This is a genomic window from Roseateles sp. T103, from assembly GCF_057219915.1.
In genome coordinates, this window is sequence record NZ_JBXVVS010000002.1 from 817,665 (window position 1) to 831,078 (window position 13,414).

General features: G+C 70.2%; 13 protein-coding genes. 1 reads left to right on the forward strand and 12 read right to left on the reverse strand.

Features of this window, described 5'->3' with window-relative positions:
• Window positions 1-71: 71 nt before the first annotated feature.
• The 11 genes from AC2EBS_RS10140 to purE all read right to left on the reverse strand — a co-directional run bounded on the left by AC2EBS_RS10140 (window position 72) and on the right by purE (window position 11,079).
• Complete coding sequence (locus AC2EBS_RS10140; RefSeq protein ID WP_484728268.1) at window positions 72-932, reverse strand: hypothetical protein; 861 nt, start codon at window positions 930-932, stop codon at window positions 72-74.
• Between the two features lie 2 nt (window positions 933-934).
• A complete protein-coding gene (locus tag AC2EBS_RS10145) occupies window positions 935-1,969 on the reverse strand; it encodes a hypothetical protein (protein ID WP_484728269.1) in 1,035 nt (344 codons plus the stop codon).
• 121 nt (window positions 1,970-2,090) lie between these two features.
• On the reverse strand, window positions 2,091-3,233 hold the full coding sequence (locus tag AC2EBS_RS10150; protein WP_484728270.1) for a class I SAM-dependent methyltransferase: 1,143 nt from the start codon (window positions 3,231-3,233) through the stop codon (window positions 2,091-2,093).
• A gap of 32 nt (window positions 3,234-3,265) precedes the next feature.
• On the reverse strand, window positions 3,266-5,356 hold the full coding sequence (locus AC2EBS_RS10155) for a putative bifunctional diguanylate cyclase/phosphodiesterase (RefSeq protein WP_484728271.1): 2,091 nt from the start codon (window positions 5,354-5,356) through the stop codon (window positions 3,266-3,268).
• 6 nt (window positions 5,357-5,362) lie between these two features.
• Window positions 5,363-6,220, reverse strand: a complete 858-nt coding sequence (locus AC2EBS_RS10160) for a uracil-DNA glycosylase (RefSeq protein ID WP_484728272.1) — start codon at window positions 6,218-6,220, stop codon at window positions 5,363-5,365.
• On the reverse strand, window positions 6,217-6,708 hold the full coding sequence (gene rimI / locus AC2EBS_RS10165) for a ribosomal protein S18-alanine N-acetyltransferase (protein WP_484728273.1): 492 nt from the start codon (window positions 6,706-6,708) through the stop codon (window positions 6,217-6,219). The genes AC2EBS_RS10160 and rimI overlap by 4 nt, the downstream gene beginning before the upstream one ends.
• Window positions 6,705-7,433, reverse strand: coding sequence for a tRNA (adenosine(37)-N6)-threonylcarbamoyltransferase complex dimerization subunit type 1 TsaB (gene tsaB / locus AC2EBS_RS10170; RefSeq protein ID WP_484728274.1), 729 nt, complete (start codon window positions 7,431-7,433; stop codon window positions 6,705-6,707). The genes rimI and tsaB overlap by 4 nt, the downstream gene beginning before the upstream one ends.
• 38 nt (window positions 7,434-7,471) lie before the next feature.
• Window positions 7,472-8,431, reverse strand: coding sequence for an SGNH/GDSL hydrolase family protein (locus tag AC2EBS_RS10175; protein WP_484728275.1), 960 nt, complete (start codon window positions 8,429-8,431; stop codon window positions 7,472-7,474).
• A gap of 20 nt (window positions 8,432-8,451) precedes the next feature.
• Window positions 8,452-9,429, reverse strand: coding sequence for an L-threonylcarbamoyladenylate synthase (locus AC2EBS_RS10180; RefSeq protein ID WP_484728276.1), 978 nt, complete (start codon window positions 9,427-9,429; stop codon window positions 8,452-8,454).
• A 7-nt stretch (window positions 9,430-9,436) separates the two neighbouring features.
• The gene (locus AC2EBS_RS10185; protein ID WP_484728277.1) at window positions 9,437-10,615 is read right to left on the reverse strand and encodes a 5-(carboxyamino)imidazole ribonucleotide synthase; all 1,179 of its coding nucleotides are present in this window, start codon (window positions 10,613-10,615) and stop codon (window positions 9,437-9,439) included.
• Window positions 10,615-11,079 (reverse strand): 5-(carboxyamino)imidazole ribonucleotide mutase, encoded by a 465-nt coding sequence (purE, locus tag AC2EBS_RS10190; protein WP_484728326.1) that lies wholly within the window; start codon window positions 11,077-11,079, stop codon window positions 10,615-10,617. Before purE ends, AC2EBS_RS10185 begins: the two co-directional genes overlap by 1 nt.
• A gap of 121 nt (window positions 11,080-11,200) precedes the next feature.
• Between purE and AC2EBS_RS10195 the strand changes: the two genes are divergently transcribed.
• Window positions 11,201-12,154, forward strand: a complete 954-nt coding sequence (locus AC2EBS_RS10195; RefSeq protein ID WP_484728278.1) for a tetratricopeptide repeat protein — start codon at window positions 11,201-11,203, stop codon at window positions 12,152-12,154.
• Between the two features lie 139 nt (window positions 12,155-12,293).
• Here the strand turns inward: AC2EBS_RS10195 and AC2EBS_RS10200 are convergent, their stop codons facing one another.
• Entirely contained in the window at window positions 12,294-13,403 is a 1,110-nt protein-coding gene (locus AC2EBS_RS10200; RefSeq protein WP_484728279.1) for a hypothetical protein, read from the reverse strand.
• Between the last annotated feature and the right edge of the window lie 11 nt (window positions 13,404-13,414).

Sequence of the window (13,414 nt, forward strand, 5' to 3'; positions counted from 1 at the left end):
ACCCGCGACGGCTCTGTACCTGCATGCTCTTGCGGACGCCAGATCGGCGTAGCAGGAGCAGCGCCCCCGGATCAGAGCCGCCGCGCAAGCCAGGCCTGCACCAGCGCCTCGGTCTGCTGGTGCGCGGGCTGCAGCGCGGCACCGACGGGCACGCTGCCTCGCCACAGTGCCGCTGCCGGACCGGCAGCGGTACGCTGTTCGCGCCAGGCCAGCTGGAAGCCGCCTGCCCAGCCACGATCGCTGCTGTGACGATGCAAGCCGAAGCTCGCCTCGAACTGGCGGCCCACGCCGCTGCGCAGCCGCGCAGTGTCCGCATGAGGAAAGTCCACCCGGATGCGGCCCGCCGGCGCGGCACCGAGCCAGAGCTCGCTGCGCCAGCGCCATGCGTTCGTTTGCAGCGGCAGCGCACCGTCGCCGCGCAGGCCTGCAGACAGGGCGAGCTGGCGATGCCGCTCCGGGTAGCCAAGCACGGCGCCCACCGAGGCAAGATCGCGCCGCATATCGCGCAGCTCCAGCCGCAGGCCGCCCATCCAGTCGGCGCTGCCGTGCAGCCGGTGCAGCGCCGCGATGCGCACTTGATGGGACTCGATGCGAGCGCTCGTCTCGACCGGCGCGCCGGCGTTGCTGCGCCCCGTGTAAGCGCGCGTGCCACGCAGCAGCTCGCCGTCCAGCTCGGCCTGCCAGGCGTCGCATCGCATCAGCGCACCCAGGCTGGCGCCCGACAGGCTGCCCGACTCGCGCAGCAGCTGCCGACCGGCAGCATCCTGCTCGGTCCAGCGGCTCTGCGCCAGCACCGGCGCCGCCTTCAGCGCACTCAGCCGATCATCGCCATCACAGAGGGTCGACGACGAGGCTGCCGCGGCCGTGCAGGCCGGCAGCAGCATCAACAGTGCCCAGCGCCGGCGGGCCCCGCCGGCTCGTGCGGCGCCCATGCTCAACCGCCGAGCTGCGCCCAAGTGCGTGTGACCGAGGTCTCGTAAGCACCGTTGCCGTCGGCATCCAGCTCGATCAGCACCGTGCCGTTGGCCTGCACGGTGACTCGCACCTGGCTGCCGGCGGCACCGCGGACCATCACCAGACCGGCGCGCGGCAGCAGCGCGTTCCAGTCGCGCACGATGGGCGTTGCCGTGCTGACGGTGATGGACTTGCCCCCCAGCGTGCTGCCGCCCAGCGTGCCCGAGATGCTGATGCTCTCGTTGTAGCCGTTGCCCGCCGGACGCTGCGACAGCGTCAGCGCAAAGCCGCTGAGCGTGCTGCTGACAGCGACTCCGCCCAGCGTGCCGCTGGTGCTGAGCGCAGGCACTTCGACCGTCACCGTCTCGTTGTAGGCGCCGGCGGCCGTCACCCGCAGCGACATCTGGCCGTTGCCAGTCTCGCTGCTGGTCGCGTCCGAAGCGCTGAGGTTCTTCAGCACCATGCCGACCGTGGCGCTGTAGCTGCTTGAACCGAAGGCTCCGCTCAGCGCGCTGAGTGCGATGTCCAGACCGCCGTTGATGGTGCTGCCATCCTCGACGCAGGCAAGGAAGCTCAGGCTCATCGAGTCGCCGGCATCGAAGTTGCCGTTGCCGTTCTGGTCGTTGACCGAGATGTTCACCGTGCCACCACCGCTGCAGGCCTCGGTGAAGCTGCTGACGGCGCCGGTGATCAGCTTGGGCGCACGCGCGAAACGGCCGGCCAAGAGCTCCATCTGCGCCATGGCGGCGCGCGTCGAGGCACCGCTGCGGCCGGTCTGCGCCGCGACAACGAGGCGGCTGCTGTCGACCAGGTAGGCGCCAGCGCTCACCGCCAGCTGGGCTGCGGTCACGTAGTTGCTGCTGTCCAGCGCCAGCGCGGCGGGCGTGACGGGCGTGCCGGCATCGCCGCCGCCGCCACCGCAGGCGCTGAGCAGCCCGACCGCAAGCGCGGTGGCGCAAAGGTTCAACGGGCGGCTGCGCACCGGTTGCGCCAGCTTCATCTTCAGTATCGTCATGTTCAAAGGCTCCCTGCCGATCAGGCTTGATCGGTCCGCGGCAAGTGTAGAAACACTGCGGCTGGGCGCTCATCCCTCCTCGGGGTGGAGTGGCGCCCAGGGTACAGACCCGCGCGCTTGATCAGAGCATGTGCGAGCGATCGCCGCGCGAGAAGCCGATCGCATCGAACTCGCAGCCCGAGGTGGCGAAGCCGATCACCTTGAAGAGCTCGCCCATCTCGTGTTCCTGCAGCAGCTTGTTGGCCATCGCGCGGGCCGGAAGTTCGGCGCGCCCCATCATCTCGGCGATACCGCAGTTGATCAGGAAGTGGGCCTGGCTGGTGTAGCCCAGCACGCTGAGGCCGGCGTCCTGGCCAGTCAGCGCGATGCCGCTGAAGTTCACATGCGCGGTGATGTCCTTCTGGCCCACCCGTTGCAGCGGGTCGGGGTCGGCCTGGTGCAGGTGGTGGCACATCAGCGTGCCGCCGATGCGCTGCGGGTGGTAATACTCGGCCGCGGGGAAGCCGTAGTCGATCAGGAAGACCGCGCCGCGCTGCAGCCCAGCGGCCAGCGTGCGCATGAAACCTTCGGCCTGGGCATGCAGCTCGGTGACGGTGCCCGGCGGGAAATGCCGGCGGTCGTCGTCGATGTCCAGCGAGGGTCGCAGCGCGCTGGGACGGTCGGCGAAGCTGAAGGCCGGTCCCGCGTCGGCCAGCACCACGCCGCGCTCCTGCCAGCACTCGCCATCGAAATGGATCAGCTGCACCGGCATCGCGTCGAGGACCTCGTTGCCGACCACCACGCCGCTGAACTGATCGGGTAGCGCATTCAGCCATTCGAGCTTGTCGGCCCAGCGCGCCAGGCGCTCGGCCTGGCGCGCACGCAGCGAGCCCGACAGATCGACGATGCGGTAGCGCCGCACGCGCTCGTCCAGCGCCTGCAAGAGCTGCGCGGCCAGTGCGCCGCTGCCGGCGCCGAACTCGATGATCTCGTCGGTGCCCGTGGCCTGCAGCGCCTGGCCGACCTGCACCGCCAGCGCCTGACCGAACAGCGGCGAAAGCTCGGGTGCGGTGACGAAATCCGAGCCGCTGTCCGGCATCAGGCCGAACTTGCGGCGCGTGCCGCTGTAGTAGCCCAGGCCCGGCGCATAGAGCGCCAGCGCCATGAAGCGGTCGAAGCCCAGCCAGCCGCCGGCCGCGGCGATCTCGCGGCGGATCAGCGCGGCCAGCGCCTCGCTCTCGTCGTCAGTGCGGCCGCCCCGCGTCGCGTCGTCGTCGTCATGCATCGCGGCATTGTAGGAAGGGCCGCCGCTGCGCCTCAGCGGGTCTGCAGCCAGCGCTCGAAGTCCTGCACCGACAGCGGCGGCGAGATCAGCTCGCCCTGCAGCGCGGTGCAGCCCCAGGCGGCCAGCAGCTCGCGCTGCGCCGGATTGCGCACGCCCTCGGCGATGACATGCAGACCCAGCCCCACGCCCATGGTGACGATGGCCCGCGTGATGGTGGCCGATCCGGTGTCCTCGGGCAGCCGGGCCACGAAGCTCTGGTCGATCTTCAGCGTGTCCAGCGGCAGCTGGGCCAGATGCGCCAGCGAGGTGTGGCCGGTACCGAAGTCGTCCACCGAGATGCCCAGACCCATGGCGCGCAGGCTGGCCAGCGTGGCGGGCACGCTGTGCATGTCCTCGGTGAGCATGCGCTCGGTCAGCTCCAGCTCCAGCCAGTCGCCGGGCACGTCGGCAGCATCGAGCACGTCGGCCACCGTGTCGGCAAAGCTGCTCAGCCGGAACTGCATGCTGGACAGGTTGACCGCGATGGGCACCGGTGCGACGCCGCTCTTGTGCCAGCGGCGCGACTGCCGCGCCGCCTCGCGCATCACCCACTCGCCCAGCGGCACCATCAGGCGGTGGCGCTCGGCCACGTCGATGAAGGCCTCGGGCGTCAGTAGGCCGCGGGTCGGATGCTGCCAGCGCAGCAGCGCCTCAACGCCCAGCAGCCGGCCGTCGTGCGCATCGACCTGCGGCTGGTAGTGCAGGCGGAACTGGCCATGCGTCAGCGCCTCGGCCAGCTCGGCCTCCAGCACCAGATCGGCATAGGCGCGCGTGGCCAGCTCCGGCGCGAAGAACTGGAAGGTCGCGCGCCCCCTGGACTTGGCCAGGTACATCGCGGTGTCGGCATGCTGCAGCAGCTCGGCCGCATGCTCGCCGTGCTCGGGGAACATTGCCACGCCGATCGAGGGCGTCACCGAGAGCTGGCGGCCGTCGGCGCGCACCGGCACCTCGACCACCGAGAGCAGCGCGCGCAGCACCACCAGCACGTCTTCGCGGCTGCGCACATCGCGCAGCAGCACGACGAACTCGTCGCCGCCGAAGCGCGCCACCAGGTCGGTGGAGCGCACGCAGCCGCGGATGCGCTCGGCCACCGTGGTCAGCACCTGGTCGCCCTCCAGATGACCCAGCGAATCGTTGACGCGCTTGAAGTTGTCCAGATCGATGAACAGCAGCGCCAGCGGCTGCTGCGCCACGCGCGCGCTGGCCAGCGCGGGACCCAGGCGATCCATGAAGGCGGCGCGGTTGAGCAGCTGGGTGAGCGAATCGTGCTGCGCCAGATGGTGGATGCGCGCCTGCGCGGCGATGCGATCGCGAATGTCGCGCACGATGGTCATGCGCTGGCTCTCGCCGTCGCGCTCCATGGTGCGCACGATGAATTCCACCGGGATGCGTTCGCCGCTGCGATGCACGACGGCGGTCTCGTAGCGCGTCTCGCGGCGCTCGTTCATCACCTGGCTGACCTTGGGCAGCTCGTCCTCGGCGACGAAGGCCAGCGCCGGCCTGCCCTTGAGCTCGCCCAGCGTGTACCCCAGCAGCGCGCACAGCGGCGGGTTGGCATCGGTGATCACGCCGTCGCGGTGGAAGACGATGCCCTCCAGCGTGGCCTGCATGAACTTCGACAAGCGCTCTTCGGACTCGCGCACCGCCTTGTCGGCCAGGTAGCGCTTGGTGATGTCGATGATCAGCACGAAGACGCTGCGGGTTGCGCCCTGATCGTCCACATGCGGCAGCAGGCTGACCTCGATCCAGCGCGCCTCACCGCCCGGGCCGCTCATTCGGCGCTCGTAGCTGACCGCCGTCTGCTCGGCAATGACCCGATCGACCTGCGGCTGGATCAGCGCCCGGGCCTCCTCGCCGATCACCTCGCCGAAGCTGCGGCCGATGATGGACTGCGGGTCGAAGCCGAAGCTCTGCGCATAGGCCTTGTTGGCGAATCGACAGCGGTAGTCTGCAGCGTCGTACAGCGCAATCAGCGCCGGCACGTTGTCGGCCAGCAGGTGGAACAGCTGGCCCGCCTCGTCGGCGGCAGCGCTCTCGGCGGCCCGCGCCGCCTGGGTCTCCTGCGAACCTGCTTGTGCATTCACGCGGATCTAGCCCGGTGTTTGTCCTTGTTGGGGCTGCGCCGCCGACAGGGCATCCATCGCCAGGCACAGATCGTCCCAGGCGCGAGCCTTGTCCGCTGGATTTCGCAGCAGATACGCCGGATGGTAGGTGACGATCAGCGGGATGCCGCGGAAATCGTGCACCCTCCCCCTTAAACGCCCGATGGCTTCGTTGCTGCCAAGCAGCGATTGCACGGCGAAACGCCCCATTGCCAGGATGATGCGTGGCTTGACCAGGTCGATCTGCCGCTCCAGGTAGGGCGCGCAGCGCGCCAGCTCCTGCGGCTCGGGGTTGCGGTTGCGCGGCGGCCGGCACTTCAGCGTGTTGGCAATGAAGACCTGCTGCTCGGGCGACCCGGCCTGACGGCCCAGACCGATGGCGCGCAGCATGTTGTCGAGCAGCTTGCCGGCCGTGCCGACGAAGGGCTCGCCTTGCAGATCCTCCTGCTCGCCCGGCGCTTCGCCGACGATCATCCAGTGCGCCCGCTCGTTGCCGACGCCGAAGACAGTGTTCTTGCGGCCCTCGCACAGGCCGCAGGCACGGCAGGCAGCGACAGCCTCGCGCAAGGCCGGCCAGTCGAGCTGCGCCACATCGTGGTCCGCCGATCCCCTCGGCGCCGACACAGCGACCTGCGCCGGTCGGACCGGCACTGCTGGCGGTGGCGCTACCGCCCTTGTTGCAGCCGCGACGGGCGGCACGGTTGCTGCAGCCTGAGCACTCGCGCCGGAAGCGGCGCCCGCAGCGACATCAGGCGGCCCGGCGGGCCGAACCCAGACGCGCAGGCCCATCGCCTCCAGCATCGCGCGCTGGCGCTCGTCCCACAGTGCGCTGCCTTGGTCGCTCATGACGAAGCTCCGGCGAGTTGCAGGCTCATCAGCACCGCGTCCTCACGCTGGCCATCTGCGGCGGGGTAGTAGGCGCGGCGCCGGCCGGTCTCGCTGAATCCATAGGCAAGATAGACCTGGCGCGCGCGATCATTGCTCTGCCGCACCTCGAGCCAGACCTGCTCGCAGCCCTCGCGCCGCGCCAGCGCACACAGCGCATCGAGCAGATGGCGCGCATGCCCACGGCCCTGCTGGGCCGGTGCCACCGTGATGTTGAGCAGATGCATCTCGGCCACGCCCTGCAGCGCGACGAAGTAGGCCATCAGGTGTCCATCGCCACCGCGCAGCGTCCAGGCCTGATAGCCGGCAGCGAGCGAATCGATGAAGTTGCCGCGTGACCACGGGAAGGGGTAGGCCAGCTGCTCGATCGCCATCACCTCGTCCAGATCGGACAGCCGCATCGGCTGCAGCGAGGCGGACGACGGGTCCGCACGGACAGCGGCGTTCATGCCGGAGCCGCTCCGCTGCGCGCCGCCAGTCGCTCGGCGGTGGTCTGCGCGACCTTGTCGCGCACATAGACGGGCAAGGCCTCGGCCGCATCGGTCTGCAGGCCCTGTGCCCAAGCCAGCGCCGCCAGGCTGGCCAGCGCTTCGCCGCGGCGGCGCTGCTGCGGCCACAGGCAGGGCGCCGCCTGCGCGAGCAGCGGAAACTCGTCCAGCGCCGAACCGCACAGTGCCGCCGGCATCTGCTCGGCTTGCCAGCGCGACAGCAGCGCCTCGGGGCTGTAGAGCCCCGGCTCGACAAGGGTCTGCCAGGCCGCGCCCTGCCAGGCGTAGGCCGCGGCATAGACCTCGCCCATGCGCGCGTCCATCGCCACCCAGATCACCTCCGGCATCGGCAGGCCCTCGGCCCGGGCCTGCAGGCGCGCGTCCTCGGCCACCAGCATCAGGCTGTCCAGCGCCAGCACCGGCTTGCCTATGCCGAAGGCCAGGCCCTGCGCCACCGCACAAGCGGTGCGCAGCCCGGTGAAGGCGCCAGGCCCGCGCCCGAAGGCGATCGCGTCGACATCGGCCAGCGTCAGGCCGGCTGCCGCCAACAGCGCCTGCGCCGCCGGCAGCAGGGTCTCCGAGGCCCGGGCACCGCCCTCACTCTCGTGCAGACGCAAGCCCGAAGGCGCGTGCAGGGCCAGGGTCAGCGCGTCGGTCGAACTGTCCAGGGCCAGCAGCACGCTCATGTCGATCAGGCAATGGGGCCGCGCACCGGCGGCCGGACTCAGAAGGGGTTGTTCTGCGCGCGGAACTGCGCCAGCAGCCCCAGACGCGCCTGGCCGGCCGGGCTCAGCAGCGTCGGCGTGGCCCACAGCCAGGTGTTGACGTTGGCGTCGGTGACCATGGTGTTGCTGGTGCAGTTCGGCAGTGCCACGCTGCTCTGGCAGGCCGCATCGACCACATTGCCGTAGCCGTAGTAGCCGGGGAACTTGACGATGGACTGCACCATCTCGTCCGCCAGCACCACGCCGAGTTGGCGCCCATCCAGCGTGACCTTGAGCGTCAGCGAGTTGTTGAAGGCCAGGCTCAGCGCGCTGAGCAGCTTAGCCCGGTTGGGGTCGGCCTTGCTGGTGTTCTCGGCCAGCGCGAAGGGGCTCAGGCCCATGTCCGGAATGGTGGGCAGGATCACGCGGCCGCCGGCATCGACCAGGCGGTTGACCTGCTGTGCCAGCAGCGCGCCGCGATCGGCGGCCTGGGCCTTCAGCGTCGCTTCGGACTGCAGCGGGTACTGCGCGTAGAGCTCGAGGATGTCGTTGGCGCCCGCCAGCACCGTCATCAAGGTCTTGGCATTGACGGTTTCGGTGGCGAGGAAGCCGTCGACCTGGGCCTTCACATCGGCCACCTTGGCGCCGACGGTCGCGTAGATCTTGCCGGTGGGCGCGGCCACATTGCCGGTATTGCACTCAGCAAAGACAAGCCCGAAGGTGGAGGCCAGTGTCTGCACCCACAGCGGATTCGCCGTGCAATCGATGGCGCCGGTCGTGCTGTTCAGCGCATTGACGGTGTACTTGCGACCGTCGCTGGTGATGACATTCGACTCGTCGCCGAACACCGCAATGCGCTTGGGCTCGAAGGGCTCGATCGCAGAGCCGCCGCCACAGCCCGTCAGGGCTGCGGCAGCCAGGGCCAACGCGCCGAACAGCTTGGGCGCCTGGCGCTTGCCGAACAAACTCTTGGTGATCAAGACACTCTCCCTATGGTCCGTCATTCAGAAAAGGCTGCCGCGGCACGCGACAGCCGGTCGCGCACGCCGTCCCAGGCCGGGTCGGCGGGCGGCGCCTCGATCCAGATTTCGCGCGCGCCGGCCGCGTCGAGCTCGCGCAGCACTGCGAACAGCTCGTGCGCCGTCGCCCGGGCATCGTCGGGCATGCGTCGATGCCAGTCGCCGCCGGTCGCTGCAGGCGTCCGCGAATATACCGCCAGCCCTGCCGGCAGGTTTTGCTGCAGTTTGCTGGCCAGTGTGTCCGTGGCCATCAGCCGCACGACCGCCCGCGGCGCATAGTGCGCGGCCAGCGTGCCCGAGGCCCGCGGCGCCTGCGCATCGGGCGCACGCAGTGGCTCGCCCGCCGCCGCCTCGATCTCAGCCGGCATCAGCACGCCGGGGCGCAGCAGCACCGGATGCGCGCGGCTGCAGTCGACGATGCTGGACTCGATGCCCACCGCGCAATCGCCGCCGTCCAGCACCCAGATCCGGCCCTCGAATTCTTCTTCCACATGGGCCGCGCGCGTCGGGCTGACGCGGCCGAAGCGGTTGGCGCTGGGCGCGGCGATGCCGCGCACACCGAGCGTGCGAGCTTCGGCCATCAGCGCCCGCGCCACCGGATGCGCCGGGCAACGCAGGCCGACGGTATCCTGCCCGCCAGCAGCGGCCGCGGCCACGCCCGGCTTGCGCGGCACGATCACCGTCAGCGGCCCGGGCCAGAAGGCGTCCATCAGGCGGCGCGCCACCGGCGGCAGCGCGGCGGCAAAGGCCTCGGCATCGGCGGCGTCGAGCACATGGACGATCAGCGGATGGTCGCTGGGCCGGCCCTTGGCGGCGAAGATCTTCGCCACCGCGGCATCGTCGTCGGCACGCGCGCCGAGGCCGTAGACGGTCTCGGTCGGCAGGGCCAACAGTTCGCCCGCAGCCAGGTGCTCTGCGGCGCGGCGCAGCGCGGCGGGATCGTGTCCGTCTAGCAGCACGGGTGCATCACCACTCGGTCGGCAGCCCCAGCACTGCAGCCGCGGCGCGGGCGCGCTGGCGCACCTCGTCGGCGCTGGCGCCGGTCACGTTCAGATGGCCCATCTTGCGGCCCTTGCGGGCGCTGGTCTTGCCGTACAGGTGCAGATGCGTGCCGGGAATGGCGAGCACGCGCGCCCAGGCCGGCGTGCGCTCGCTGCCCTGCTCGTCGAACCAGAGGTCGCCGAGCAGGTTGAGCATCACCGTGGGCGAATGCAGGCGCGGCGGGTTCAGCGGCAGGCCAGCCATCGCGCGGGCCTGCAGCTCGAACTGCGAGACATCGCAGGCATTGAGCGTGTAGTGGCCCGAGTTGTGCGGACGCGGCGCCATCTCGTTGACGACCAGGCGGCCGTCCTTCAGCACGAAGAACTCGATGCACAGCACGCCGACATAGGCCATCTCGCTGGCGATGCGCGCCGCCGCGGTGGTGGCCTCGACGGCCAGCGCGGGCGAGACAGCTGGCGCCGGCACCTCGGTGACGGCCAGGATGCCGTCGCGGTGCAGGTTCTGCTGTACCGGGAAGTGCACGATCACGCCGTCGCGGCCGCGCGCGACGATCACCGACAGTTCCAGCGCCAGCGGCAGCATCTGCTCGAGCACGCAGGGCACGCGCTTGAGCTCGTCCCAGGCGGCAAGGAGTTCCTCACGCGTCTTCACGCGGATCTGGCCCTTGCCGTCGTAGCCCATGCGGGCAGTCTTGAGGATGCCGGGCAGCAGCGCGGCATCGACCGCGTCCAGCTGCACCTCGCTGGCGATCACCGCATAGGGCGCGCAGGCCACGCCGCTGGCGCCGAAATGCGCCTTCTCGGCCGCGCGGTCCTGGCAGATGGCCACGCAGCGCCCGGCAGGCGCCACCGGCTTGCGGTGAGCGAGGAAGTCCAGCGCCTGGGCCGGCACGTTCTCGAATTCGGTGGTGATCGCGTCGCAGGACTCGGCCATGCGCGCCAGCGCCGCCTCGTCCAGATAGTCGGCACGGATGTGCTCGTGCGCCACCAGGCCGGCGGGGCTGGCCTCGTCCGGGTCCAGCACCAGCGTGCGGAAGCCCAGGCTCTGCGCGGCATGCACGAACATGCGGCCGAGCTGGCCGCCGCCCATCACGCCCAGCGTGGTGGTGGCTGCCGGCGGCAGGGTCTTGAGCTCGATGCTCATCAGACCAGGTCCTTGCTCATGCCGCGCGCATGCTCGGTCTGGCGCACACGGTAGGCGGCCAGCTTGTCGCGCAGCGCAGCGTCGCGGCGGGCCAGCATCGCCACCGCGAACAGCGCGGCATTGCCGGCGCCGGCGGTGCCGATCGCAAACGTCGCCACCGGGATGCCCTTGGGCATCTGCACGATCGAGTGCAGCGAATCGACACCCTGCAGATGACGGCTGGCCACCGGCACGCCCAGCACCGGCACCAGGGTCTTGGCCGCGATCATGCCGGGCAGATGCGCGGCGCCGCCGGCACCGGCAATGACGGCCTGCAGCCCGCGGCCCTCGGCGGCCTCGGCATAGGCGAACATCTCGTCGGGCATACGATGCGCCGAGACGACCTTGGCTTCATAGGCGACGCCGAACTCGGCGAGAATGTCGGTGGCGTGTTTCATGGTCTCCCAGTCGCTGCTGGAGCCCATCACCACGCCAACCAGGGGAGTGGCGTTCTGCAGATCCTGCACGACTCGCTCCAGAGGCTGGGAGTAAACCCCGAATTGTAGGCGGCCGCCGCGCGATGGCCCGCCCGGCACCAGGCACACCATGATCGACATCACCATTCAGAACTTCGAAACCGAGCTGCTGCAGGCCTCGATGCAGCAGCCCGTGCTGCTGGACATCTGGGCACCGTGGTGCGGCCCGTGCAAGAGCCTGGGCCCGGTGCTGGAGAAGCTCGAGGTCGCCTATGCGGGCCGCTTCGTGCTGGCCAAGCTCAACAGCGACGAACAGCCCGAGATCGCCGGCCAGCTGAGCCAGGCCTTCGGCGTGCGCTCGATTCCCTTCTGCGTGATGTTCGTCGGCGGCCAGCCGGTGGACGGCTTTGTCGGCGCGATTCCCGAGGCGCAGATCCGCGAGTTCCTCGACAAGCATGTGCCCAGCGGCGAGGCACTGGAAGCGCAGGAAGAGCTGGCCGAGGCCGAACTGCTGATGGCCGGAGGCGATCCCGATTCCGCGCTGGCCAAGCTGGCCCATGCGGTGCAAACCGACCCGAGTAACGAGGGCGCGCGCTTCGACTATGTGAAGGCGCTGCTCGAGCTGGGCCTGCTCGACGACGCCAAGGCGGCCTTTGCACCGGTGGCCGCGCAGGCCGCCGACACCATCACCCCGCATGCGCGCTTTGCCGCGCTGGCGCAGTGGCTGGCCGCGGCCGAGCGCGCGGCAGCCGGCCTGGACGTGGCCGCGCTGCAGGCGGCGATCGCCGCCAACAAGCGCGACTTCGAGGCCCGTTTCGCGCTGGCGCAGTCGCAGCTGGCGGCCCAGCAGTTCACCGCAGCGATGGACGAGCTGCTCGAGATCATCATGCGCGACAAGGCCTGGAACGGCGAGGCCGCGCGCAAGCTCTACGTCGCGATCCTGGAGCTGATGAGCAAGCCCGCACCGAAGGCGCAGGCCGCCGAAACCAAGAGCACGCTGGAGATCGCCGGCAAGAGCGCGGTCACGCCGGCCGACCCGGTGGTGGACCAGTACCGCCGCAAGCTCAGCATGGCCTTGTTCTGAGCAAGGACCCAAGACAGGCCCTGCGGCCTGTCTGACGCCTTGCGAGGGACCCGGCGCCTGCATGCGCCGGGGCTGAGCACACCCGAAGACAGGCCCTGCGGCCCGTCTGACGCTTCGCGATGGCGAAGAAACTTCCGCGCTACAGCGGCGGCCTGTCCAGGCCCGCAGCCTCCAGGCGCTCGGCCCAGTGCCCCTGCTGGGCGCTGAACTCGGCCCACTCACGCTGTGCCGCCTGCGCATGGGTGAGAGACACCAGCTCGTCGCCCAGCGCCTCATAGACTTGGGCCAGACGGCTGTGCGTGGCGGCGCGATCGTCGACATCGCAGCGCGGATCGATCTGCAGCTCGGCTTCGCGTGCATGGCCCAGGGCCTGCTCGCGCTGACCCAGGTTGACGCGGCACCAGGCCAGGTCGGCGAGCAGATTGCTGCCCAGGCGGGCCAGTCCGCCGCGGCCCACGGTCTGCGGCAGGAACTTCTCGTAGAGCTCGGCAGCCTGCGCATACTCGCCCTGCATGGCCAGCACCTGGGCGCGCAACAGCGGCGTCAGCTCGGCCATCGCCGAGCCGCCGACCGCGTTGTCGTAGTGGCGCACCGAATCGGCGCCGAGCAGCAGATCCGGGCGCGGTCGCGTCGGATAGGCCAGGCTCTCGCGACGCATCTGCGCAGTGCGCATCTCGGCAACGTTGTACATCAGCGCCGACTGCGTGGCATCGTCGCCCATGGCCTGCGCATACAGCCTGGCCTGCGCGTACCAGGCCTGCGCTTGCTCCCAGCGATCGGCAAAGTGCATCGCCAGGCCCAGCGCGATGGCCAATCGTGCCAGCGCCTGGTGGTCGTCCGGCGCGGCCGCGGCCAGGCAGGCCTTGGCTTGCTCGATCAGCTCGGGCAAGTCGTGCGCCACATAGGCCAGGTGTGCCAGCCAGGCCGTGGCGAGCAGATCGACCTCGCGCACCTCGGCGGCACGGGCGATCGCCTGCGCGCGCTGTACCTTGTCGCGCGCGCTGCTACCGAAGTCGGCGTAGTAATGCATCAGCCCCTCGGCCAACTGCAGCCATGCGCTCAGGCGCGGCTGCGGATGCTGGAAGGCAAGCTGGTGCAGCTGTGTCAGCTCCTCCCGCGCCGGGTTGAGCTGACCATGACGGGCCAGCAGCATGGCGCGCTGCACGCGCAGGCAGGCGCCATCGAGTGGGCTCGTCGCCTTGGCGATGCCCTGATCCAGCGACTGCAGCAGACGGGATCGGATCTGCATAGGCCGGGCCC